This is a genomic window from Pseudomonas sp. RHF3.3-3 (assembly GCF_048069595.1).
GTDB classification, from domain to species: Bacteria; Pseudomonadota; Gammaproteobacteria; order Pseudomonadales; family Pseudomonadaceae; genus Aquipseudomonas; species Aquipseudomonas fuscovaginae_B.
In genome coordinates this window covers 4,912,578-4,934,469 of record NZ_CP182250.1, presented here as the reverse complement: position 1 = coordinate 4,934,469, position 21,892 = coordinate 4,912,578, and the positions used below count along the sequence as shown (strand labels likewise).

The 21,892-nt window shown below is 62.0% G+C and carries 23 protein-coding genes and 1 tRNA gene; 11 read left to right on the top strand and 13 right to left on the bottom strand.

What is annotated here, in order from left to right; translation table 11 throughout:
- Positions 1-9 precede the first annotated feature (9 nt).
- Both clpS and clpA read left to right on the top strand, forming a co-directional pair.
- Complete coding sequence (clpS, locus tag ACMGT0_RS21605) at positions 10-369, top strand: ATP-dependent Clp protease adapter ClpS (RefSeq protein ID WP_017903651.1); 360 nt, start codon at positions 10-12, stop codon at positions 367-369.
- 28 nt (positions 370-397) lie between these two features.
- Positions 398-2,668, top strand: a complete 2,271-nt coding sequence (clpA, locus tag ACMGT0_RS21600; protein WP_017903652.1) for an ATP-dependent Clp protease ATP-binding subunit ClpA — start codon at positions 398-400, stop codon at positions 2,666-2,668.
- 263 nt (positions 2,669-2,931) lie between these two features.
- Here the strand turns inward: clpA and infA are convergent, their stop codons facing one another.
- The 4 genes from infA to trxB all read right to left on the bottom strand — a co-directional run bounded on the left by infA (position 2,932) and on the right by trxB (position 5,961).
- Complete coding sequence (infA, locus tag ACMGT0_RS21595; RefSeq protein ID WP_002553999.1) at positions 2,932-3,150, bottom strand: translation initiation factor IF-1; 219 nt, start codon at positions 3,148-3,150, stop codon at positions 2,932-2,934.
- A 180-nt stretch (positions 3,151-3,330) separates the two neighbouring features.
- Positions 3,331-4,038, bottom strand: a complete 708-nt coding sequence (locus ACMGT0_RS21590) for an arginyltransferase (RefSeq protein ID WP_054057258.1) — start codon at positions 4,036-4,038, stop codon at positions 3,331-3,333.
- Between the two features lie 122 nt (positions 4,039-4,160).
- Positions 4,161-4,847, bottom strand: coding sequence for a leucyl/phenylalanyl-tRNA--protein transferase (aat, locus tag ACMGT0_RS21585; protein WP_416769733.1), 687 nt, complete (start codon positions 4,845-4,847; stop codon positions 4,161-4,163).
- A 163-nt stretch (positions 4,848-5,010) separates the two neighbouring features.
- Positions 5,011-5,961 (bottom strand): thioredoxin-disulfide reductase, encoded by a 951-nt coding sequence (trxB, locus tag ACMGT0_RS21580; protein ID WP_054062805.1) that lies wholly within the window; start codon positions 5,959-5,961, stop codon positions 5,011-5,013.
- A 296-nt stretch (positions 5,962-6,257) separates the two neighbouring features.
- Here trxB and ACMGT0_RS21575 point away from each other — a divergent pair, with 296 nt between their 5' ends.
- The 6 genes from ACMGT0_RS21575 to cysG are packed head-to-tail and all read left to right on the top strand — an operon-like array spanning position 6,258 to position 13,759.
- Positions 6,258-8,669: a DNA translocase FtsK gene (locus ACMGT0_RS21575; RefSeq protein WP_054057241.1), complete on the top strand. Its 2,412-nt coding sequence runs from the start codon at positions 6,258-6,260 to the stop codon at positions 8,667-8,669.
- A 58-nt stretch (positions 8,670-8,727) separates the two neighbouring features.
- Positions 8,728-9,351, top strand: coding sequence for an outer membrane lipoprotein chaperone LolA (lolA, locus tag ACMGT0_RS21570; RefSeq protein WP_017903657.1), 624 nt, complete (start codon positions 8,728-8,730; stop codon positions 9,349-9,351).
- Between the two features lie 19 nt (positions 9,352-9,370).
- Complete coding sequence (locus tag ACMGT0_RS21565) at positions 9,371-10,696, top strand: replication-associated recombination protein A (RefSeq protein WP_273823240.1); 1,326 nt, start codon at positions 9,371-9,373, stop codon at positions 10,694-10,696.
- On the top strand, positions 10,693-11,067 hold the full coding sequence (gene crcB / locus ACMGT0_RS21560) for a fluoride efflux transporter CrcB (RefSeq protein ID WP_054057243.1): 375 nt from the start codon (positions 10,693-10,695) through the stop codon (positions 11,065-11,067). Before ACMGT0_RS21565 ends, crcB begins: the two co-directional genes overlap by 4 nt.
- 16 nt (positions 11,068-11,083) lie before the next feature.
- Complete coding sequence (serS, locus tag ACMGT0_RS21555) at positions 11,084-12,364, top strand: serine--tRNA ligase (protein ID WP_054062804.1); 1,281 nt, start codon at positions 11,084-11,086, stop codon at positions 12,362-12,364.
- A complete protein-coding gene (gene cysG, locus ACMGT0_RS21550; protein WP_054057245.1) occupies positions 12,365-13,759 on the top strand; it encodes a siroheme synthase CysG in 1,395 nt (464 codons plus the stop codon).
- A 52-nt stretch (positions 13,760-13,811) separates the two neighbouring features.
- On the opposite strand, the gene ACMGT0_RS21545 is transcribed toward cysG, so the two are convergent.
- The 7 genes from ACMGT0_RS21545 to ACMGT0_RS21515 form a co-directional block, all read right to left on the bottom strand.
- On the bottom strand, positions 13,812-14,810 hold the full coding sequence (locus ACMGT0_RS21545; protein ID WP_054057246.1) for a glutathione S-transferase family protein: 999 nt from the start codon (positions 14,808-14,810) through the stop codon (positions 13,812-13,814).
- Between the two features lie 91 nt (positions 14,811-14,901).
- The gene (locus tag ACMGT0_RS21540; RefSeq protein WP_054057247.1) at positions 14,902-15,903 is read right to left on the bottom strand and encodes a glycosyl transferase family protein; all 1,002 of its coding nucleotides are present in this window, start codon (positions 15,901-15,903) and stop codon (positions 14,902-14,904) included.
- Positions 15,900-16,235, bottom strand: coding sequence for a TusE/DsrC/DsvC family sulfur relay protein (locus ACMGT0_RS21535; protein ID WP_273823243.1), 336 nt, complete (start codon positions 16,233-16,235; stop codon positions 15,900-15,902). Before ACMGT0_RS21535 ends, ACMGT0_RS21540 begins: the two co-directional genes overlap by 4 nt.
- The gene (tusB, locus tag ACMGT0_RS21530) at positions 16,232-16,531 is read right to left on the bottom strand and encodes a sulfurtransferase complex subunit TusB (protein WP_054057249.1); all 300 of its coding nucleotides are present in this window, start codon (positions 16,529-16,531) and stop codon (positions 16,232-16,234) included. The genes ACMGT0_RS21535 and tusB overlap by 4 nt, the downstream gene beginning before the upstream one ends.
- Positions 16,531-16,893: a sulfurtransferase complex subunit TusC gene (gene tusC, locus ACMGT0_RS21525; protein ID WP_054057250.1), complete on the bottom strand. Its 363-nt coding sequence runs from the start codon at positions 16,891-16,893 to the stop codon at positions 16,531-16,533. Before tusC ends, tusB begins: the two co-directional genes overlap by 1 nt.
- Position 16,894: 1 nt before the next feature.
- Positions 16,895-17,287 (bottom strand): sulfurtransferase complex subunit TusD, encoded by a 393-nt coding sequence (tusD, locus tag ACMGT0_RS21520; RefSeq protein ID WP_054057251.1) that lies wholly within the window; start codon positions 17,285-17,287, stop codon positions 16,895-16,897.
- A 110-nt stretch (positions 17,288-17,397) separates the two neighbouring features.
- Complete coding sequence (locus tag ACMGT0_RS21515) at positions 17,398-18,069, bottom strand: Bax inhibitor-1/YccA family protein (RefSeq protein ID WP_054057252.1); 672 nt, start codon at positions 18,067-18,069, stop codon at positions 17,398-17,400.
- Positions 18,070-18,193: 124 nt separating this feature from the next.
- On the opposite strand from ACMGT0_RS21515, the gene ACMGT0_RS21510 reads away from it, so the two are divergent.
- From ACMGT0_RS21510 to ACMGT0_RS21500, 3 genes are all read left to right on the top strand, one after another.
- A tRNA-Ser gene (locus ACMGT0_RS21510) sits at positions 18,194-18,281 on the top strand.
- Positions 18,282-18,650: 369 nt separating this feature from the next.
- Positions 18,651-19,121 (top strand): Bro-N domain-containing protein, encoded by a 471-nt coding sequence (locus tag ACMGT0_RS21505; RefSeq protein WP_416769726.1) that lies wholly within the window; start codon positions 18,651-18,653, stop codon positions 19,119-19,121.
- A 313-nt stretch (positions 19,122-19,434) separates the two neighbouring features.
- Positions 19,435-19,974: an SH3 domain-containing protein gene (locus ACMGT0_RS21500; RefSeq protein WP_416769724.1), complete on the top strand. Its 540-nt coding sequence runs from the start codon at positions 19,435-19,437 to the stop codon at positions 19,972-19,974.
- 233 nt (positions 19,975-20,207) lie between these two features.
- Here the strand turns inward: ACMGT0_RS21500 and ACMGT0_RS21495 are convergent, their stop codons facing one another.
- Positions 20,208-20,816 (bottom strand): DsbA family oxidoreductase, encoded by a 609-nt coding sequence (locus ACMGT0_RS21495; protein WP_416769722.1) that lies wholly within the window; start codon positions 20,814-20,816, stop codon positions 20,208-20,210.
- 95 nt (positions 20,817-20,911) lie between these two features.
- Positions 20,912-21,814: a LysR family transcriptional regulator gene (locus ACMGT0_RS21490; protein ID WP_416769720.1), complete on the bottom strand. Its 903-nt coding sequence runs from the start codon at positions 21,812-21,814 to the stop codon at positions 20,912-20,914.
- Positions 21,815-21,892: the final 78 nt, after the last annotated feature.

Sequence of the window (21,892 nt, the reverse complement as noted above, 5' to 3'; positions counted from 1 at the left end):
TTTCTTTCCATGCATGCAATCAGCCAGATTCGACTAACATTCAATCAGGATCGCCCGGATTTCCACGACGACGGCTCGGGCGTTGCCATGCAGGAGGCGAAACCTGCGTTGCAGGCGCCACCGATGTACAAGGTGGTGTTGTTCAATGATGACTACACACCGATGGATTTCGTCGTCGAAGTGCTCGAGGTGTTTTTTAACTTGAATCGCGAGCTGGCCACCAAGGTCATGCTGGCGGTTCACACGGAAGGACGGGCAGTATGTGGAGTGTTTACCCGCGACATCGCCGAGACAAAGGCCATGCAGGTCAACCAGTACGCCAGGGAAAGCCAGCATCCGCTACTCTGTGAAATCGAGAAGGACGGTTAACGCCGACCAGTTGGGTATGAGGTGAACTATGTTAAACCGCGAGCTCGAAGTCACCCTCAATCTTGCCTTCAAGGAGGCTCGTTCGAAGCGTCATGAATTCATGACGGTCGAGCACCTTTTGCTGGCCCTTTTGGATAACGAGGCAGCCGCTACCGTCCTACGGGCCTGCGGTGCGAACCTCGACAAACTCAAGCACGACCTGCAGGAGTTCATCGACTCCACCACGCCGTTGATCCCCGTGCATGACGAAGATCGCGAGACCCAGCCGACCCTGGGTTTCCAGCGTGTCCTGCAGCGGGCCGTGTTCCATGTGCAGAGCTCCGGTAAGCGTGAGGTGACGGGTGCCAACGTGCTCGTCGCGATCTTCAGCGAGCAGGAAAGCCAGGCGGTGTTCCTGCTCAAGCAGCAAAGCGTTGCGCGTATCGATGTCGTCAACTACATCGCCCATGGCATCTCCAAGGTGCCAGGGCATGGCGATCACTCCGAAAGCGAGCAGGATATGCAGGACGAAGAGGGCGGTGAGTCTTCATCTTCAGGCAACCCACTGGATGCGTATGCCAGCAACCTCAACGAGCTGGCGCGCCAGGGGCGTATCGATCCACTGGTCGGGCGCGAGCACGAGGTCGAGCGCGTGGCGCAGATCCTCGCCCGGCGGCGCAAGAACAACCCGTTGCTGGTCGGTGAGGCGGGCGTCGGCAAGACCGCGATCGCCGAAGGCCTGGCCAAGCGCATCGTCGACAACCAGGTGCCCGACCTGCTGGCGAGCAGTGTGGTCTACTCCCTCGACCTGGGCGCCCTGCTGGCCGGTACCAAGTACCGCGGCGACTTCGAGAAGCGCTTCAAGGCGCTGCTCGGCGAGCTGAAAAAGCGTCCGCAGGCGATCCTGTTCATCGACGAAATCCACACCATCATCGGTGCCGGTGCCGCTTCCGGCGGCGTCATGGATGCCTCGAACCTGCTCAAGCCGCTGCTGTCCTCGGGTGATATCCGTTGCATCGGCTCGACCACCTTCCAGGAATTCCGCGGCATCTTCGAGAAGGACCGTGCGCTGGCACGGCGTTTCCAGAAGGTCGATGTGACCGAGCCCTCGGTCGAGGACACCATCGGTATCCTGCGCGGCCTGAAAGGGCGTTTCGAGCAGCACCACAATATCGAATACAGCGAAGAGGCGCTGCGTGCGGCGGCCGAGCTGGCATCGCGCTACATCAATGACCGGCATATGCCGGACAAGGCCATCGACGTCATCGACGAGGCGGGCGCCTTCCAGCGTCTGCAGCCGGCGGACAAGCGCGTCAAGCGCATCGATGTGCCGCAGGTCGAGGATATCGTCGCGAAAATCGCGCGGATTCCGCCGAAGCACGTCACCAGTTCCGATAAGGAACTGCTGCGCAACCTCGAGCGCGACCTCAAGCTCACCGTGTTCGGCCAGGATGCGGCCATCGACTCGCTGTCGACCGCCATCAAGCTGTCCCGTGCCGGGCTGAAGTCGCCGGACAAGCCGGTCGGTTCGTTCCTGTTCGCCGGCCCTACCGGCGTCGGCAAGACCGAGGCGGCACGGCAGCTGGCCAAGGCGATGGGCATCGAGCTGGTGCGTTTCGACATGTCCGAGTACATGGAGCGTCATACCGTGTCGCGCCTGATCGGTGCGCCTCCGGGTTATGTCGGTTTCGACCAGGGTGGCCTGCTGACCGAGGCCATCACCAAGCAGCCGCATTGCGTGCTGCTGCTCGACGAGATCGAGAAGGCTCACCCGGAAGTCTTCAACCTGCTGCTGCAGGTCATGGACCACGGTACCCTGACCGATAACAACGGGCGCAAGGCCGACTTCCGCAACGTGATCCTGATCATGACCACCAACGCCGGTGCCGAAACCGCGGCCCGGGCGTCGATCGGCTTCACTCACCAGGATCATTCGTCCGATGCCATGGAAGTGATCAAGAAGAGCTTCACGCCGGAGTTCCGCAACCGTCTGGACACCATCATCCAGTTTGGTCGCCTCAGTCACGAGGTCATCAAGAGCGTGGTGGACAAGTTCCTTACCGAACTGCAGGCGCAGCTGGAAGACAAGCGCGTACAGCTGGAAGTCACCGATGCGGCCCGCAGCTGGCTGGCCGAGGGCGGTTACGATTCGGCCATGGGGGCACGTCCGATGGCGCGCCTGATCCAGGACAAGATCAAGCGTCCGTTGGCCGAGGAGATCCTGTTTGGCGAGTTGTCCGAGCATGGCGGTGTGGTGCACATCGACATCAAGGATGGCGAGCTGACCTTCGACTTCGAGACCACCGCTGAAATGGCTTGATGCAAGGCTGTCATGCAAAAACGCCCGGCTTAGCCGGGCGTTTTTGTTTGTATCGGGTGTTGCTTGCGCCGGCCTTTTCGCGGGCAAGCCCGGCTCCTACGGTTCATCGTCGTGCCCGCGCTCGCGTACGACACATTCCTGTAGGAGCCGGGCTTGCCCGCGAAGACGTCAGTGGCATCGACATTGCCTTCAAAGGCTGGCCACTATCCCAACCCGCGCAAACAAAAACGCCCGGCAATGCCGGGCGTCTTGTATCGACCTGATTAACGAGCGCGGTAGGTGATGCGCCCTTTGCTCAAGTCGTAGGGCGTCAGCTCGACGCGCACTTTGTCACCGGTAAGAATACGAATGTAGTTCTTGCGCATCTTGCCGGAGATATGCGCGGTTACGACGTGCCCATTTTCCAATTCCACGCGAAACATGGTGTTTGGCAGGGTGTCGACGACAGTGCCTTCCATTTCGAAGCTGTCTTCTTTCGACATGCAGTAAAGCCCTCGGTGTCCAGTGAATGGCCCGGTGCAACTGCGCCAGGCAAAAGCGGCGTGCATTGTGCCCGAAAAAGCACCTGCACGCCAAGAGGTTAGTGCTTTCGAGCGAAAATAACCGGCCGATTCCAGCGGGCTTTACCACTGGAATGGAAGGGGCTTTGGCCGGGGATGTACTCAGTTGAGTGTGACCCAGCGCTGATTGATCAGCAGTTCGATTGGCCGGTACTGGGTCTTGTAGTTCATCTTCTTGCAGTTCTTGATCCAGTACCCGAGATAGACCGCATCCAGGCCCAGGCGCAGGGTTTCGCCGATCTGCCAGAGAATGGCGTAGCGCCCCAGGCTGCGACGTTCTTCCTCCGGTTCGTAGAAAGTGTACACCGCCGACAGGCCGTTGGGCAGCAGGTCGGTCACCGCCACGCCGACCAGCCGCCCCTGCAGGCGAAACTCGTAGAACCGGGAGAAGGGCAGGTCGCGCACCAGGAAGGTCGAGAACTGGTCCCGGCTGGGCGGGTACATGTCGCCATCGGCATGGCGTTGCTCGATGTAGCGGCGGTACAGGTCGAAGTACTCTTCGCTGAACTGCGGCTTGGCGGCACGTACTTCCAGGTCCATGTTGCGCTTGAGAATGCGTTTCTGCTGGCGGTTGGGCAGGAACTGCGCCGCAGGAATGCGTGCCGGTACGCAGGCGTTGCAGTTCTGGCAGTGGGGCCGGTAGAGGTGGTCGCCGCTACGACGGAAACCCATTTCTGACAGGTCTGCGTAGACATGCACGTCCATGGGCTGGCTAGGATCGAGGAACAGCGTAGTCGCCTGCTCCTCGGGCAGATAGCTGCAAGAGTGGGGTTGAGTGGCATAAAACTTCAAACGCGCCAGCTCGGTCATGATCAACCCTCGGGATTAAGCTTTGAATTGCATTGAATCAAGTGTAAGCCAGCCTGGGAAAACACGCCTAGGCGCTGTATGAAGGTTACTTGATTGTCGTGTGATTTTCCGGTTTGCCGGCTCTACAGCGGCGCTTGCCAGGACGCGCTGTTGGGTTGGTCGAGGTGTTCCTGCAGATAACGGGCGAATTCGCTACGTGCAATCGCCCGGGCGCCGAAGCTGTGCAGATGGTGGGTCGGCATCTGGCAGTCGATCAGCACGAAACCCGCCTCCTTGAGGTGGCTGACCAGGGTGGCGAAGCCGACTTTGGAGGCATTGTCGGCACGGCTGAACATGGACTCGCCGAAAAACAGCTGGCCCATCGCCAGGCCATAGAGGCCGCCGACCAGCTCACCCTGGTCCCAGACCTCGACCGAATGGGCAAACCCGCGTTCGTGCAGTTGCAGGTAGGCGTTCTGCATCGCTTCGGTGATCCAGGTGCCGTCGGCGTAGGCGCGGGGTGCCGCGCAGGCGCGGATGACTGCGGCGAAGTCGCGATCGAAGGTGACCTGGTAGCGCCGCTGGCGCAACAGCTTGGCCAGGCTGCGGGAAACGTGCAGTTCGTCAGGAAACAGCACGGTGCGCGGGTCCGGCGACCACCAGAGGATCGGCTGGCTTTCGGAAAACCAAGGGAAGCAGCCATGGCGGTAGGCCTGGACCAGCCGTTCGGCGGACAGATCGCCGCCGGCTGCCAGCAGGCCATTGGGTTCGCGCATGGCCTTGGCCAGCGGTGGGAAGTTCAGGTTGTCGCGTTGTAACCAGGTCAGCATGGCGTTCTTGGCTTGAAAAGGAAGAGGGGAGGGCGGGTAAACACACTGTTGCAGGCATCGCAGTCCTTGTGGGAACAGGGCTTGCCCGCGAAAGCGCCCTCAAGATTGCCTAAGGCTTCGCGGGCAAGCCACGCTCCTGCAAGGATCGCGGTGCCTTTCGGCGTCAGTTGTCGTCCAGGTACTTCTCGGCATCCAGCGCCGCCATGCAGCCTGCGCCCGCCGAGGTGATGGCCTGGCGATAGACGTGGTCGGCCACATCGCCGGCAGCGAACACGCCGGGGATCTGCGTTGCCGTGGCATTGCCCTCGCTGCCGCCCTGCACCAGCAGGTAGCCATCGCGCATCGGCAATTGCCCTTGGAACAGATCGGTGTTGGGCTTGTGGCCGATGGCGATGAACACGCCGGCCAGCGGCAACTCCCGGGTTTCGCCGGTGCTGCTGTCGCGCAGGCGGGCGCCGGTGACGCCGCTGGCATCGCCGAGCACTTCGTCCAGATGCTGGTTCCAATGCAGGCGGATATTGCCGTTGGCAGCCTTTTCGAAGAGCTTGTCCTGGAGAATCTTCTCCGCGCGCAGTTTGTCGCGACGGTGCACCAGGTGTACCTCCCTGGCGATATTGGCCAGGTACAGGGCTTCCTCGACCGCCGTATTGCCGCCGCCGACCACCGCAACCACCTGGTTGCGATAGAAAAAGCCATCGCAGGTGGCACAGGCCGAAACACCCTTGCCGGCAAACGCCTCTTCGGAGGGCAGGCCCAGGTACTGGGCGGAGGCGCCGGTGGCGATGATCAGTGCATCGCAACTGTAGGTACCGTTGTCACCCTTGAGAATGAACGGCCGCTGTTGCAACTCCGCGGTATGAATGTGGTCGTAGACAATCTGGGTGTCGAAGCGTTCGGCGTGTTTCTGCATGCGTTCCATCAGGACCGGCCCGGTCAGGCCCTCGACATCGCCTGGCCAGTTGTCGACTTCGGTGGTGGTGGTCAACTGACCGCCGGCTTGCAGGCCGGTGATGACGACAGGCTTGAGGTTGGCACGGGCGGCATACACGGCGGCGCTGTAACCGGCGGGCCCGGAGCCGAGAATGATCAGGCGCGAATGCTTGGCTTCGTTCATAAAAACACCTCATAAGCCTTTGTCACAAAAGAGAATGCATGCTCAAATTGAGCGGCATGAACAGCGCTGTTGGCTATGCTACACCCAGGAGGCAGCGGCGTGGCATCGGGCGCGCAAACCCGTACAATGTTCATCATGTAAGGATGATAGTTTCCGGAGTGGCAAATACCGATAATAAGGGGCTGATATTTAAAATAGCCGCGGTTTTGCCGGATAACTGTTACTGGCCCCGAGTGGGCAGTATTTTGTCGTCAATCAACAGCTGGGCGCGCCTCGGGCGCAGGAAAAGACGCGTTTTGAAGAAATCCACCGCAACACCGCCTAAAGCAGTGGTGCCACTCTGGCGCCAGCAACTGCATTATCGCCTCAAGGAAGGCGCGCTGATTGCCATCGGCGCCTTGTGCCTGTTCCTGATGATGGCCTTGCTGACTTACGGCAAGGACGATCCGGGCTGGAGTCATAACAGCAAGATCGATGACGTGCAGAACTTCGGCGGCCCTGCCGGCTCCTACAGCGCCGATATCCTGTTCATGGTGCTGGGTTACTTCGCCTACGTATTTCCATTGTTGTTGGCGATCAAGACCTACCAGATCTTTCGCCAGCGTCACGAACCCTGGCAGTGGAGTGGCTGGCTGTTCTCCTGGCGCCTGATCGGCCTGGTATTCCTGGTGCTCTCGGGCGCGGCCCTGGCTCATATCCATTTCCATTCGCCGACCGGCCTGCCAGCCGGTGCCGGCGGTGCCCTGGGCGAGAGCCTGGGTGACCTGGCGCGCAACGCCCTGAATATCCAGGGCAGCACCTTGTTGTTCATCGCCCTGTTCCTGTTCGGCCTCACGGTGTTTACCGACCTGTCGTGGTTCAAGGTGATGGATGTCACCGGCAAGATCACCCTCGACCTGTTCGAGCTGTTCCAGGGGGCATTGAACCGCTGGTGGGCGGCCCGTACCGAGCGCAAGCAACTGGTGGCGCAACTGCGTGAGGTGGACGACCGCGTCCACGAAGTGGTGGCTCCGGCCGTTCCCGACAAGCGCGAGCAGGCTAAGGCCAAGGAACGCCTGATCGAGCGCGAACAGGCGCTGAGCAAGCACATGTCCGAACGCGAGAAGCAGATCCCGCCGGTGATCATGCCGGCTCCGGCCAAGCCGCCACAGCCGAGCAAGCGGGTGGAAAAGGAGAAGCAGGCGCCGCTGTTCGTCGACAGCGCAGTCGAAGGCACCCTGCCGCCGATCTCCATTCTCGACGAGGCGGCGAAAAAGCAGCTCAACCATTCTCCCGAATCCCTGGCGGCCGTCGGCCACCTGCTGGAAATCAAGCTCAAGGAGTTCGGCGTCGAAGTGTCGGTGGACTCGATCCATCCGGGCCCGGTCATTACCCGTTACGAAATCCAGCCGGCGGCCGGGGTGAAGGTCAGCCGTATCGCCAACCTGGCCAAGGACCTGGCGCGCTCGCTGGCGGTGACCAGCGTGCGGGTGGTGGAAGTCATCCCCGGCAAGACCACGGTGGGTATCGAGATTCCCAACGAGGATCGGCAGATCGTGCGTTTCCGCGAGGTGCTGTCGACCCCGGAATACGACGACGCCAAGTCGCCGGTCACCCTGGCCCTGGGCCACGACATCGGCGGCAAGCCGGTGATCACTGACCTGGCGAAGATGCCGCACCTGCTGGTGGCCGGTACCACCGGTTCCGGTAAGTCGGTAGGGGTCAACGCGATGATCCTGTCGATCCTGTTCAAGTCCGGCCCGGAAGACGCCAAGCTGATCATGATCGACCCGAAGATGCTCGAACTGTCGATCTACGAAGGCATTCCGCACCTGCTGTGCCCGGTGGTCACCGACATGAAGGACGCCGCCAACGCCCTGCGCTGGAGCGTCGCCGAGATGGAACGGCGCTACAAGCTGATGGCGAAGATGGGTGTGCGCAACCTGTCGGGCTTCAACGCCAAGATCAAGGAAGCCCAGGAACGCGGCGAACCGATTCCGGACCCGCTGTACAACCGCGAAAGCATCCACGACGAAGCGCCGCTGCTGACCAAGTTGCCGACCATCGTGGTGGTGGTCGACGAATTCGCCGACATGATGATGATCGTCGGCAAGAAGGTCGAGGAACTGATTGCCCGTATCGCCCAGAAGGCGCGGGCGGCCGGCATCCACCTGATCCTGGCGACCCAGCGGCCGTCGGTGGACGTGATCACCGGCCTGATCAAGGCCAACATCCCGACCCGCATGGCGTTCCAGGTGTCCAGCAAGATCGACTCGCGGACCATCATCGACCAGGGCGGTGCCGAGCAGTTGCTGGGCCATGGTGACATGCTCTACATGCCGCCGGGTACCAGCCTGCCGATCCGTGTTCACGGCGCCTTCGTTTCCGACGATGAAGTGCACCGCGTGGTGGAGGCGTGGAAACTGCGTGGCGCCCCGGAGTACAACGACGACATCCTCAACGGCGTCGAAGAGGCCGGCAGCGGCTTCGAGGGCGGCGGTGGCGGTGGCGGCGAAGAGGATGCCGAAACCGACGCGCTCTATGACGAAGCGGTACAGTTCGTCCTGGAAAGCCGCCGGGCTTCGATTTCCGCAGTGCAGCGCAAGCTGAAGATCGGTTACAACCGGGCCGCCCGGATGATCGAGGCCATGGAGATGGCCGGCGTGGTGACGGCCATGAATACCAACGGTTCGCGCGAAGTGATTGCGCCCGGGCCGATGCGCGACTGATTCCGTGCCGCATGCGATCATGCGGCATATCCTTCAAACGAATTCCATGAGGACTCCCATGCGTGTCATTCGCATGCTGTTGTTGCCGGTTCTGGCGTTGACCACCTTGTCGGCCCATGCCGACCAGAAGGATGTGGCGCGCCTGACGCAGTTGCTCGAAAAATCCCAGACCCTCACCGCGCGTTTCTCGCAACTGACCCTGGATGGCAGCGGAACCCAGTTGCAGGAAACCGCTGGCGAGATGTCCCTCAAGCGCCCGGGGCTGTTCTACTGGCACACCGATGCGCCGCAGGAGCAGACCATGATCTCCGATGGCCAGAAGGTCACCCTGTGGGACCCGGACCTGGAGCAGGTGACCATCAAGAAGCTCGACCTGCGCCTGACCCAGACCCCGGCGCTGCTGCTGTCCGGTGACGTGTCGAAGATCAGCGAGAGCTTCGATATCACTGCCAAGGAAGCCGGTGGCGTGATCGACTTCGTGCTCAAGCCGAAAACCAAGGACACCCTGTTCGACAGCCTGCGCCTGTCGTTCCGCAACGGCCTGGTCAACGACATGCAACTGATCGACAGCGTCGGCCAGCGCACCAATCTGCTGTTCACCGGCGTCAAGGCCAACGAGCCGATCGATGCGGCCCGCTTCAAGTTCGACATCCCCAAGGGTGCTGACGTCATCCAGGAATAAGAGGTTTCAAACGCAGCCCATGGATCTGTTCAGCCGTGCCCCGATCGCCCAGCCACTGGCCGCCCGTCTGCGGGCGACCAACCTGGATGAGTACGTCGGCCAGGAGCACCTGCTGGCCCGGGGCAAGCCGTTGCGCGAAGCCCTGGAGCAGGGCGCACTGCATTCGATGATCTTCTGGGGCCCGCCCGGGGTCGGCAAGACCACCCTGGCGCGGCTGCTGGCTGAAGTCTCGGACGCCCACTTCGAAACCGTGTCGGCGGTGCTCGCCGGGGTCAAGGAGATCCGGCAGGCGGTGGAGGTCGCCAAGCAGCAGGCCGGGCAATACGGTCGGCGCACGATCCTGTTCGTCGACGAAGTCCATCGCTTCAACAAGTCCCAGCAGGATGCGTTCCTGCCCTATGTCGAGGACGGCACGCTGATCTTTATCGGCGCCACTACCGAGAACCCCTCGTTCGAATTGAACAACGCCCTGCTGTCTCGGGCGCGGGTCTATGTGCTCAAGAGCCTCGACGAGGCGGCCCTGCGCAAGCTGGTGCAGCGTGCCCTCACTGAAGAGCGCGGCCTGGGCAAGCGCCGGTTGAGCCTGGGCGACGAGGGTTTCCAGATGCTGCTGGCGGCGGCGGATGGGGATGGACGGCGTCTGCTCAACCTGCTGGAGAACGCCTCGGACCTGGCCGAAGACGGTGGCGAGATCGGCGTCGACCTGCTGCAGAGCCTGCTGGGCGATACCCGTCGGCGTTTCGACAAGGGCGGCGAAGCCTTCTACGACCAGATTTCCGCGCTGCACAAGTCGATTCGCGGTTCCAACCCGGATGCCGCGCTGTACTGGTTCGCGCGCATGCTCGACGGCGGCTGCGATCCACTGTACCTGGCGCGGCGGGTGGTGCGCATGGCCAGCGAGGACATCGGCAACGCCGACCCCCGGGCCCTGAGCCTGTGCCTGGCGGCCTGGGATGTGCAGGAACGCCTCGGCAGCCCCGAGGGCGAGCTGGCGGTGGCCCAGGCCATCACCTACCTGGCCTGCGCGCCGAAGAGCAACGCGGTGTACATGGGCTTCAAGGCCGCCATGGTCAGTGCGGCCGAACATGGCTCATTGGAAGTTCCGCTGCACCTGCGCAACGCCCCGACCAAGCTGATGAAGCAGTTGGGCTATGGCGAGGAGTATCGCTATGCCCACGACGAGCCCGACGCCTACGCCGCCGGCGAGGACTATTTCCCCGAGGAACTGCAGCCGCAGGCCTTCTACCAGCCGGTTCCGCGCGGGCTGGAGCTTAAGATCGGCGAGAAGCTCAACCACCTCGCCGCGCTGGATCGGCAGAGCCCGAGACAACGGAGAAAACCGTGATCCGCACCGTAATCGCGGTGTCCGTCGCCGGCATCATCGGCACCCTGGTACGTTTTGCCGCAGGCAATCTGATCAATGCCAATTGGCCCAGGCACTTCTATACCGCGACGTTGGCCGTTAATATCGTGGGCTGCCTGGTGATTGGCGTGCTCTACGGCCTGTTTTTGCTGCGCCCCGAGGTCCCGGTGGAAATCCGCGCCGGCCTGATCGTGGGGTTCGTTGGCGGCCTGACCACCTTTTCATCCTTTTCACTGGATACGATTCGCCTGCTGGAAAGCGGGCAGGGGCTGGTGGCCCTGGGCTATGCGGCCCTGAGCGTATTCGGCGGGCTGCTCGCAACCTGGGCTGGCCTGTCCTTGACCAAACTCTGAATAACGAGAAACCGACATGCTCGATTCCAAACTGTTACGTAGCAACCTCCAGGACGTAGCGGATCGTCTGGCCTCCCGTGGCTTCAGCCTCGATGTCGCCCGCATCGAAGAGCTGGAAAGCCAGCGCAAGGTGGTGCAGACCCGCACCGAACAATTGCAGGCCGAGCGCAATGCGGTTTCCAAGAGTATCGGCCAGGCCAAGCAGCGCGGCGAAGACATCGCGCCGCTGATGGCCAGCGTCGAAAACATGGGCACCGAGCTGACGGAAGGCAAGGCCGCGCTGGACGCCATCCAGTCCGAGCTGGACCAGATCCTGCTGGGTATCCCCAACCTGCCCCACGAATCGGTACCGGTGGGTGCCGACGAGGACGGCAACGTCGAAGTGCGCCGCTGGGGCACGCCGACCGCCTTCGACTTCCCGATCCAGGACCACGTCGCCCTGGGCGAGAAGTTCGGCTGGCTGGACTTCGAAACCGCCGCCAAGCTGTCCGGCGCCCGTTTCGCCCTGCTGCGCGGCCCGATTGCCCGCCTGCACCGCGCCCTGGCGCAGTTCATGATCAACCTGCACACCAGCGAGCACGGTTACGAAGAAGCCTACACACCTTACCTGGTGCAGGCGCCGGCGCTGATGGGCACCAGCCAGTTGCCGAAGTTCGAGGAAGACCTGTTCAAGATCAAGCGCGACGGCGAAGCCGATCTGTACCTGATCCCGACCGCCGAAGTGTCGCTGACCAACATCGTCGCCGGCGAGATCCTCGATCCCAAGCAACTGCCGTTGAAATTCGTCGCCCACACCCCGTGCTTCCGCAGTGAAGCCGGTGCCTCGGGTCGCGATACCCGCGGCATGATCCGCCAGCACCAGTTCGACAAGGTCGAGATGGTCCAGGTGGTCGAGCCGTCGAAGTCGATGGAAGCGCTGGAAGGCCTGACTGCCAACGCCGAGAAGGTCCTGCAACTGCTGCAACTGCCGTATCGCGTCCTGGCCCTGTGCACCGGCGACATGGGCTTCAGCGCCGTGAAGACCTACGACCTGGAAGTCTGGGTGCCGAGCCAGGACAAGTACCGCGAGATTTCCTCGTGCTCCAACTGTGGCGACTTCCAGGCCCGCCGCATGCAGGCGCGTTTCCGCAATGCCGAAACCGGCAAGCCGGAACTGGTCCACACCCTGAACGGCTCCGGCCTGGCGGTGGGGCGTACCCTGGTGGCGGTGCTGGAGAACTACCAGCAGGCCGACGGTTCGATCCGTGTACCGGAAGTGCTCAAGCCCTACATGGGCGGCATCGAGGTCATCGGCTAAATGGAATTTCTGCCGCTGTTTCACAACCTGCGCGGCAGCCGTGTCCTGGTGGTCGGTGGCGGCGAGATTGCCTTGCGCAAGTCTCGCCTGCTGGCCGACGCCGGTGCGCTGTTGCGGGTGGTTGCTCCCGAGATTGAAAGCCAGCTGCGCGAGCTGATCGACGGCAGCGGCGGCGAAATGCTGTTGCGCGGTTATGTCGAGTCCGACCTGGATGGTTGCGTGCTGATCATCGCCGCCACCGATGACGAAGCGCTCAATGCCCAGGTTTCCGCCGATGCCCGGCGGCGTTGCGTACCGGTCAACGTGGTGGATGCGCCAGCCCTGTGCAGCGTGATCTTCCCGGCCATCGTCGATCGCTCGCCGCTGGTGATCGCGGTGTCCAGCGGCGGTGACGCACCGGTGCTGGCGCGGTTGATCCGGGCCAAGATGGAAACCTGGATTCCGTCGACCTATGGCCAGTTGGCCGGGCTGGCGGCGCGTTTCCGTCATCAGGTCAAGGCACTGTTCCCGGCTGTGCAGCAGCGTCGCGCCTTCTGGGAAGAGGTGTTCCAGGGGCCGATCGCCGATCGGCAACTGGCCGGGCAGGGCGCTGAGGCCGAGCGGCTGCTGGTGGAGAAGATCAACGGTACGCCCCCGAATGCGTCGGGTGAGGTGTATCTGGTGGGCGCAGGTCCGGGTGACCCCGACCTGCTGACCTTCCGTGCCCTGCGCCTGATGCAGCAGGCGGACGTGGTGCTCTACGACCGCCTGGTGGCGCCGGCGATCCTCGAACTGTGCCGTCGGGATGCCGACCGTATCTACGTCGGCAAGCGCCGCGCCGATCACGCCGTGCCCCAGGACCAGATCAACCGGCAATTGGTCGAGCTGGCCAAACAGGGCAAGCGGGTGCTGCGCCTGAAGGGCGGCGATCCGTTCATTTTCGGTCGGGGTGGCGAAGAGATCGAGGAACTGGCGGCCCAGGGCATTCCATTCCAGGTGGTGCCGGGTATCACCGCGGCCAGCGGTTGCTCGGCCTACGCCGGGATTCCGCTGACTCATCGTGACCATGCGCAGTCCGTGCGCTTCGTCACCGGTCACCTGAAGGATGGCAGCACCGACCTGCCGTGGGTCGACCTGGTGGCGCCGGCGCAGACCGTGGTGTTCTACATGGGGCTGGTCGGCTTGCCGGTGATCTGCGAACAACTGATCCGGCACGGTCGTTCGGCGGACACCCCGGCGGCACTGATCCAGCAGGGCACCACGGCGAACCAGCGGGTGTTCACCGGCACCCTGGCCAACCTGCCGCAACTGGTGGCGGAGCATGAAGTGCATGCGCCGACCCTGGTGATCGTCGGCGAAGTGGTGCAGCTTCGCGAGAAACTGGCCTGGTTCGAAGGCGCCCAGGGTCAGGTCTGATCCAGCAACACAAACCTGCAGGAGCGGGTCTTCGGCTCCTGCAGTACCTCTCTCAGCTCTTCCAGACCCCACGCCCCACCAACCGCTCGCGGTCATGGCTGCCAGTGAAATCCTGCTCCGGCCCCTTGGGCACGACACCTGTCGGGTTGATGGTCCGGTGGCTGGCGTAGTAATGCCCCTTGATATGGGTGAAATCCACCGTCTCGGCCACACCCGGCCACTGATACATCTCCCGCAGCCAGTTCGACAGGTTCGGATAGTCGGCAATGCGCCGCAGGTTGCACTTGAAGTGACCGTGATACACCGCGTCGAAACGAATCATCGTGGTGAACAGCCGTACATCCGCCTCGGTCAGGTACTCGCCGGCCAGGTAGCGATGTTGCGACAGGTGCCGCTCCAGCTGATCCAGCTCGACGAACAGCGCGTCGAAAGCCGTTTCATAAGCTGATTGCGAGGTGGCGAAGCCGGCCCGGTAGACGCCGTTGTTCACCGCCGGATAGATCCGTTCGTTCCACTCATCGACGACCGGGCGCAAGGCTGGCGGGTAGAAGTCCAGGGTGTTGCCGGTCAGCCCGTTGAACGCGCTGTTGAACATGCGGATGATTTCGGCCGACTCGTTGCTGACGATGCGCTTGAGCTTCTTGTCCCACAGCACCGGCACAGTCACCCGGCCGGTGTAGTCGGCGGTGTCGGCGGTATAACGCTGGTGCATGAATGCCAGGCCATCGAGGTGATCGCCCGTGGAGCCATGGCTCTTGTCGAAGGTCCAGCCGTTTTCCAGCATCAGCCAACTGACCACCGAGACGTCGATCAGGCTTTCCAGGCCCTTGAGCTTGCGCAGGATCAGCGTACGGTGGGCCCAGGGGCAGGCCAGGGAAACATACAGGTGGTAGCGACCGGCCTCGGCGACGAAGCCGCCTTCGCCGCTGGGGCCCGGCTGGCCATCGGCGGTCACCCAGTGACGACGCTGCGCCTGCTCGCGCTGGAAGGCGCCGTCTTTGCTGCTTTCATACCACTGGTCGTGCCAGCGGCCTTCGATCAAGAGACCCATCTAGAAAAACTCCTTGGCAGTGATGCGTTGGAGCCCAGTCTAAAGAGAATCGTTCGAATAAATAGCGCAAAACCTGGGGTTGAGTGATCGATTAAATCGATTTGTCTCGTGCGGCCCAGTAAATCCGGGCCTGTTCGAACGCCTCTTCACGAGGCAGGCCGAGCCCGCGCAAGGCCAGTGCCATGGTCGACAGCAGCGCCAGTTGCGGGTAACTGTCCTCGACCTCTCCGCGCCAGATCGCCTTGAGGTGTTCGGGTTCCAGCGACGCCGGCTTCACATGGCGCTGCTCGGATAACGCCGGCCATTCCTCATCCCAGTTTTCGCCGTTGGCCGTGCCGTACAGGTGGCTGGTGCTGTCGGGATTGACCTCGATCTCGCCGCCATCGCCCTTGATCACGATGGCGGTATCACCCAGCAGGCGGCTGGCTTCGCGATGCACGGCCTGGTAGCCGGGGTGGAAGATGCTCTGCAGGCCACAGCGCGCCCCCAGCGGGTTGAGGACGCGGGCCAGCGAATGGATCGGCGAGCGCAGGCCGAGGGTATTGCGCAGGTCGATCATCCGTTGCAGCTGGGGGGCCCAGTCGACCAGGGGCGCAAAGGCAATGTTGCCGGCGGCCAGGGCCTGCCCGACGGCCTGCCAGTTGCGGCACAGCGGAATCTGCAGGGTTTCCAGCAACTGTTCGGTGTACAGCCGGCCCGCGGTGTGGGCGCCGCCGCCGTGCATCAGAATCTTCACGCCGTTCTGGGCCAGGCATTTGGCGGCCAGCAGGTACCAGGGCAGGTGGCGTTTCTTGCCGGCGTAGGTCGGCCAGTCCAGGTCGACCTGCAGGGATGGGGCATCGAGCCGTTCGCGCAGGGCCTCGGTGAAGCCGGCCAGTTCCTCCGGGCTTTCCTCCTTGTGCCGCAACAGCATCAGGAAGGCGCCGAGCTGGGTCTCTTCGACTTTCCCGTCGAGCAGCATACCCATGGCCTCACGGGCTTCCTCGCGGCTCAGGCCGCGGGCGCCACGCTTGCCCTTGCCGAGGATGCGTACGAATGGGGCGAAAGGATGTTCCTCGGGTGTTTCGGTGATCAGCGGCACGTATTCGGTCATAGACAGTTCGTCGGCTTGGGCAGGCCCGCCAGCTTGGCGGCCAGTTTGGCGGGAGTGCCATTGAACAGGCGGTTGAGGTGCAGGCTGTTGCCCTTTTCCACGCCCAGTTTCGAGGCGGTGTACTTGATCAGCGGGCGAGTGGCCGGTGACAGCTCGAATTCCCGGTAGAACCCGCGCAGCAGTTCGAGGATCTCCCAGTGCTCGGGGCTCAGCTCGATGCCTTCACGGGCGGCGAGGGCGCCGGCGACCTCGGGCGACCAGTCACTCAGTTCAACCAGGTAACCGTCCTTGTCCAGGGCGATGTCCCGCCCGTTCACCGTCAGGGTATTCATAGCCAGGTATTGACCTTGTCGTGCCGGACCGACAATTCGACGAAGCCCGGGTAGTCCACGCGTGTGGCCCAGCTCGGGCACTCCAGGCCGCGGGCCTGCAGGTCCTCGTCGAGGGCGAACAGGCGCAGCGTGGCGGCGCGCTCTTCCAGGGCTTCCAGCGGTAGGCTGCGCGGTTGCAGGGCGTATACCGCGTCGCCGCAAAGCAGCAGGGCGTCCTCGGCACCCAGCAGGCGCAGGCAACTGCCCAGGCGGCTGTCGGTGAAAGGGGAGTGGGACAATACGTGCAAGGTCGACATCAGAGCGTGATCACCTGGTCATAACGATTAACGAGCGCGACGATTTCTTCGGTCGCCAGCAGGTTCAGGTCTGCGCTGGCCACCTGGTCGGCGAGGATGCCACGATCGGCCAGGCTGTCGCGGCAGGCAAACAGGTCCTCGACGCCGAACAGCGACAATGCCTTCAGGTTGGCCGTCAGGTCCTTCTGCTGCACGGCCTTGGCCGTCTGCCCCGGCATGAGCTGGAACACCCCGTCATCCATGAACAACAGGCCCACGGGCAGATCGAAGGCGCCGCCGGCCAGGACGATATCCAGGGCTTCGCGGGCGCTCGGCCCGGACCACGGCGCCTGGCGGCTGATAATCAACAGAGACTTGGACATCTCAAGGCCCTCCGAAGCAGATCAGGCGGTCGGCGGCCTGCACCGCATCATGCAATTGCCCCAGGCCCGAGAGTTCCCAGCCGGCGCCCAGGTTCACCGCCGAGCGCGCGTAGCGCTGGGCTTCCTCGTCATTCAGCACGCCCCGGCGCAGGGCCGCGGCAATGCAGACCACGCCGTCGAGCTGGTTGTCGCTGACGAAACTGGCCCATTCCCGTGGCAGGTCCTGTTCGTCCTGTGGCGTGACCACGTTGCCCGAGGCACTGTGCACGCCATCCTGGTAAAAGAACAGCCGCACGATGTCATGGCCGCCGGCGAGCAGGGCCTGGGCGAACAGCAGGGCCCGTCGGGAAGAGGGCGCGTGGGGCGGGGAAAACAGCGCAATGGCAAACTTCATGGAAGGCTCTGTCAGCGAATCTGTCGCCATGATAAGGCCAGACTCCCCAAGAAGCTAAATCGCGGTCAACAAAAAGCCCGCCGAAGCGGGCTTTTTGCTCATGCAGGTGATCAGTCGTCGCGGCTCATGATGCCGAAGATCTGCAACAGGCTGACGAACAGGTTGTAGATCGATACATACAGGCTGATGGTCGCCATGATGTAGTTACGCTCGCCGCCATGGATGATGGCGCTGGTCTGGAACAGGATGCACACCGACGAGAACAGCACGAAGCCGGCGCTGATCGCCAGTTGCAGGCCGCTGATGTTGAAGAAGAGGCTGGCCAGCGTGGCACCCAGCAGGACGAAGAAGCCGGCGGTGATGAAGCCGCTGAGGAAGCTCATGTCCTTGCGGGTCACCAGCACGTAGGCCGACAGGCCGCCGAACACCAGGGCGGTCATGGCGAAAGCCGAGCTGACGACTTCGGCGCCGCCCTGCATGCCCAGGTAGCGGTTGAGGATCGGGCCGAGCAGGAAGCCCATGAAGCCGGTGAGGGCGAAGGTCGACACCAGGCCCCAGACGGAATCGCGCAGCTTGTTGGTGAGGAAGAACAGCCCGTAGAAGCCGATCAGGACCACGAAGACGTTCGGGTAGCGCACGTTCATCTGCTGGGCGACGAAAGCCATCACACCGCTGAAGGCCAGGGTGAGGGCGAGAAGGCTGTAAGTGTTGCGCAGGACGCGGCTAACCTCTAGCTGCTCAGCCTGCACGCTGTTGTTAACGGCGTAATCCTGTTCGCGCATGGCGAAACTCTCCTTCGGTTTTGAAATGTTCAGTCGCAAAGATCATAACAGAGGCTCTGTAACAAGCTATCACGAGAGTTTGACAGTGTGTTTCATTCCGGTATCATGGCGCCCGCAATGCATGGGAGGTGTGGCCGAGTGGTTTAAGGCAGCAGTCTTGAAAACTGCCGACTGTAACAGGTCCCAGAGTTCGAATCTCTGCGCCTCCGCCATCTTGCACACTGTCAAGGCCCCGAATCTTCGGGGCTTTTTCGTTTCTGGGCGAAGTGCACAGCCTCATCCAAGACTTTTCGTACGATATGTGCTCACATATCCGATATCTCCAACCGACCACCGAGCGTTAAGGTCTAGATGTCGCTGAGCTTCAGCGATACAGGATTGGCGTCCTGGCTGGTTTGGAAGGCACAAAGCCGCGATCGCGGCTTTCGTGTCCTGCGTGTGGCTGTCTGTTATGGGCGGGCCGTATGTGGGCATCTTCGGATGCGCCGGGTCCAACTAGCCGGTACGCCAACCCATACGGCCCCGCCCACCCTGATTGGCGTCAGGAGGCGGTTTCAACGCGACTGGTTGGGGAAATCAATATGAATGAACACTTCGAACCTGCCCGCTTCATTCGTCACAATCGTTTTATCCATGCCCTGATGCTGGAATCACAAGCCTGGTTCAGCGTGACCGACCTTGGGCGTTTGATGGGGCGTTCACTGGACGAACGCCTGACCCGTAAGCTCGACAGCGATCAGCGGCGCATGCTCTGGCTGAACTACCACGGAGTCATCCAGGAAACCCTGATGGTCAGCGAGTCGGGCATGTACGCCTTGATGATTCACCATCACATCCCGGAAAACCAAAATCTGCGGCGATGGCTGACCCATGAAGTCATTCCAACGTTGCGAAGTACTCCGGTAGGCACCGCCAAGCAAGGGCCCAGCCTCAGTTCGCTGCACTGGGCAGGTCATGCGGTCAGTCTGCTGCACTGGCAGAACGAGGCGTGGATCAGATGGCGAGATGTTCCGGGGCTCATGCTGCCGACGGAGTGTGTGCCAGCTCAATGACGCAAGTGACCGTTGTTACTGTTCAATCGCAGTGGGCCCTACCAGTGCCATGAAGGCACTGGTGCGACTTTTGCCCTCTCATTTAGCCCTATGGTCTTAACTCCGTGCCCTAGCTGTGCAGTCCCGGAAAGTCATGGTGCATCTTTAACACTCCAGGAGGATGCATGTTGGAGGGAGGTATCCATGGCTTCGCCTGAACGACGTCGAAAGTTCGCGAATTGCATAGACTGCAAAAATTGAAAGCTTGTCTAAGATCGACGTAGACGAGTGACCTCAGGTTGGTCAAGCGCACAGCCTATGTATTACGTGCCGAATGAGAGCAATGGATATGCGCAAGAAGTCCCAGCCATGGTTTGTCCCACTCCTGATTCTTTTTGCTGTTCTGTGGGCAACGGGGAAAAAAGACACCCCTCCAGCCCAGCGACAGCCAAGTGCTCCGAGCGTGCTGGCGTCAGTTAGTCCAATTTCTCCCTCAGCACCGGTCCCTGCCTTAATAAATGAACAGTTCGTAAGCGCTGACAATCTCAATGTCCGGGATCAACCTAGCGGCAAGGTTATCTCAAAGCTGAAACGCGGTGAAAAGGTTCAGGTCTTCGAGACGCGAAATGAATGGGCGCGCATCAGCATAGATGGTCAACCTTCGAAGTGGCTTTCGTCCAAAAGCCTCTGCAGCGGATCCGACTGCTACGTCGCTTTAAAGCCAAAGCCAGGGGTTCAGCCGATACAGCCTGCTCGCCAACAGACTCCAATTTATGGTTCTTCCTGTCCTTGTTCCTCTGGAAACGTGTGCATCGGGCCTCGTGGTGGCCGGTACTGCATTACTTCAGGAGGCCACAAGCGTTACGGCATCTAATACGAGCCATCACGCCATAAGCTCTGCGAATGTGCCATTCGCTCGTCCAGCTGGCTGGACATATATTCTTAACTCGCTCAGAAGCACCATACAAAATTCATAAAAGCTGGCTTGTAGGCTACGCCTGCGAGCACAGCGTTGCACGCTCGTCACGCGAGTGATCTTGCGGACAGGCTTACAGGCGATGAAATTCAATGGACGTTTCGAAACTCTCGCATGCGTACCGCAACCCCTCAGGCAAACATCGGTGCCAACACGCCGGGTGTCTGCGCGCCGTACACGACCGTTCCATTGATGCGCAATGAGGGAATGACACGTCCCGTCCACGCAGCGGCCATCGCTTCGGTTTCATCCAGCTCCTGGCTGAAGGCGTCGCTCTCGATGAACGCCTCGACGTCCCGGAATGCAACCCCCTCGGGAGCGAGAAGTCGCTCCAGCGTCGACAGCGCGCCGATATCCGCAGCCTGGCAAAACAGGGCCTCGTACACGCGCTCCACGAACGCCTGTGCTGGCCTGCCGCTTCTCTGCAGCCACAACACGGCAGCCTGCGCGAGGCGCGTGTCGGGGACCGTGAGGATCTTGCCCAATTGCGGCTCGATACCGAGCTTGCGCAGTTCCGTCGCGACCAGCGACTGATGGACCACGGCCTCCGTTCCGAAGCGGCGCTCCAGGTAGTCGGAGTAGGCCATCCCGGCGGCGGCTCGGCTGAGCGAGGAGCGGCACGGCTGGAAAATGATCTCCAGCGGCCTGCCAGCCTGGTGCATGGCGGCAGCCAGGCGACGCTCCGCCACCCAGCCCCAAGGGTCAAGGAAGTCAAACGCTAGCAGGGGAGGAGTCGCCATGGTGAATGCCCTTGAGGAGTTGATCACCTTAAGGGTACGGAGCTGTTCGAATCAACAGAAGCCATAGATGGCGCAATTGAGTATTGCGCTGGCTGCTAGGCCATATTCAGCAACTCTTTCATGAACTGAACGAACACCTTGATGCGCGTCGATTCACGGTTGATTGGCAGGTAGACGATATTGATCGATGTATTGACTGAGGTCGGGTTCACCTCATATTCGGACAGCAGGCGTGTCAGTCGCCCATGTTGTACGTCCTCGGCGACCAACCAGTCGGCCAGCAGCGCGATTCCCTGACCGGCGATGGCCGCCTGCCGAAGGATATCGGCATTATTGCTCTGCATCCGCCCCTGCACGGCGACCGGTACCGTTTCGTCGTCGATTTCGAAGTGCCAGTCCCGCATGGGCCCGCCGTAGTCGAATCGCATGCACGCGTGCTGGGTCAGTTCGCCCGGTTGCGTCGGTGCACCCTGCTGCGCGAGGTAGGCAGGGCTTGCCACCAGCCAGCGCTGGAAATGCCCGATGGTGCTGCAGATGACCTCTTCGCTGGAAACCGTCGAGCCCAGGCGCACGGTCAGGTCGATGCGATCCTTGTAGAGGTCGACCATCTCGTCGCTGAGATTCAGGCTGACCTCAAGCCCCGGATGGTTGGCGAGAAAGCGGCCCAGGTGCGGGGAAATCAGGCGGCGCCCGAACTCCACCGGCACGCTTACCCGCAGCTTGCCTTTCGCTTCGCTGCCGCGGTCGGTCACCATGCTGTCGGCAGCGGCCAGCGCATCGAGGATCGCCACGGCGTTATCGAAGTAGGCCTGGCCCAGATCGGTCAGGCTGTTCTGCCGGGTGCTGCGCGTGATCAGCGTGGTGCCCAGGTCCGACTCCAGCGCTGCGACCTGGCGCGCCACGGAGGAGGTCGCCACGCCCAGCTTGCGGGCTGCTGCCGAATAGCCGCCGCAGCGTACCGTCTCGACGAACATGCTCAACGCGAGAAACTTATCCATATTTCCGACTCTGTTGAAGAGATTCCCTGACCCGTAGCGGCTGTCACCCAGCCGTTCTGGATGTGCGGCTGCCTGGAT

Excerpts from the sequence above, each read along its gene's own strand:
- clpS (WP_017903651.1), top strand. The coding sequence starts at position 10 with ATGCATGCAATCAGCCAGATTCGACTAACATTCAATCAGGATCGCCCG.
- clpA (WP_017903652.1), top strand. The coding sequence starts at position 398 with ATGTTAAACCGCGAGCTCGAAGTCACCCTCAATCTTGCCTTCAAGGAG.
- infA (WP_002553999.1), bottom strand. The coding sequence starts at position 3,150 with ATGTCGAAAGAAGACAGCTTCGAAATGGAAGGCACTGTCGTCGACACC.
- ACMGT0_RS21590 (WP_054057258.1), bottom strand. The coding sequence starts at position 4,038 with ATGACCGAGCTGGCGCGTTTGAAGTTTTATGCCACTCAACCCCACTCT.
- aat (WP_416769733.1), bottom strand. The coding sequence starts at position 4,847 with ATGCTGACCTGGTTACAACGCGACAACCTGAACTTCCCACCGCTGGCC.
- trxB (WP_054062805.1), bottom strand. The coding sequence starts at position 5,961 with ATGAACGAAGCCAAGCATTCGCGCCTGATCATTCTCGGCTCCGGGCCC.
- lolA (WP_017903657.1), top strand. The coding sequence starts at position 8,728 with ATGCGTGTCATTCGCATGCTGTTGTTGCCGGTTCTGGCGTTGACCACC.
- ACMGT0_RS21565 (WP_273823240.1), top strand. The coding sequence starts at position 9,371 with ATGGATCTGTTCAGCCGTGCCCCGATCGCCCAGCCACTGGCCGCCCGT.
- serS (WP_054062804.1), top strand. The coding sequence starts at position 11,084 with ATGCTCGATTCCAAACTGTTACGTAGCAACCTCCAGGACGTAGCGGAT.
- cysG (WP_054057245.1), top strand. The coding sequence starts at position 12,365 with ATGGAATTTCTGCCGCTGTTTCACAACCTGCGCGGCAGCCGTGTCCTG.
- ACMGT0_RS21545 (WP_054057246.1), bottom strand. The coding sequence starts at position 14,810 with ATGGGTCTCTTGATCGAAGGCCGCTGGCACGACCAGTGGTATGAAAGC.
- ACMGT0_RS21540 (WP_054057247.1), bottom strand. The coding sequence starts at position 15,903 with ATGACCGAATACGTGCCGCTGATCACCGAAACACCCGAGGAACATCCT.
- ACMGT0_RS21535 (WP_273823243.1), bottom strand. The coding sequence starts at position 16,235 with ATGAATACCCTGACGGTGAACGGGCGGGACATCGCCCTGGACAAGGAC.
- tusB (WP_054057249.1), bottom strand. The coding sequence starts at position 16,531 with ATGTCGACCTTGCACGTATTGTCCCACTCCCCTTTCACCGACAGCCGC.
- tusC (WP_054057250.1), bottom strand. The coding sequence starts at position 16,893 with ATGTCCAAGTCTCTGTTGATTATCAGCCGCCAGGCGCCGTGGTCCGGG.
- tusD (WP_054057251.1), bottom strand. The coding sequence starts at position 17,287 with ATGAAGTTTGCCATTGCGCTGTTTTCCCCGCCCCACGCGCCCTCTTCC.
- ACMGT0_RS21515 (WP_054057252.1), bottom strand. The coding sequence starts at position 18,069 with ATGCGCGAACAGGATTACGCCGTTAACAACAGCGTGCAGGCTGAGCAG.
- ACMGT0_RS21505 (WP_416769726.1), top strand. The coding sequence starts at position 18,651 with ATGAATGAACACTTCGAACCTGCCCGCTTCATTCGTCACAATCGTTTT.
- ACMGT0_RS21500 (WP_416769724.1), top strand. The coding sequence starts at position 19,435 with ATGAGAGCAATGGATATGCGCAAGAAGTCCCAGCCATGGTTTGTCCCA.
- ACMGT0_RS21495 (WP_416769722.1), bottom strand. The coding sequence starts at position 20,816 with ATGGCGACTCCTCCCCTGCTAGCGTTTGACTTCCTTGACCCTTGGGGC.
- ACMGT0_RS21490 (WP_416769720.1), bottom strand. The coding sequence starts at position 21,814 with ATGGATAAGTTTCTCGCGTTGAGCATGTTCGTCGAGACGGTACGCTGC.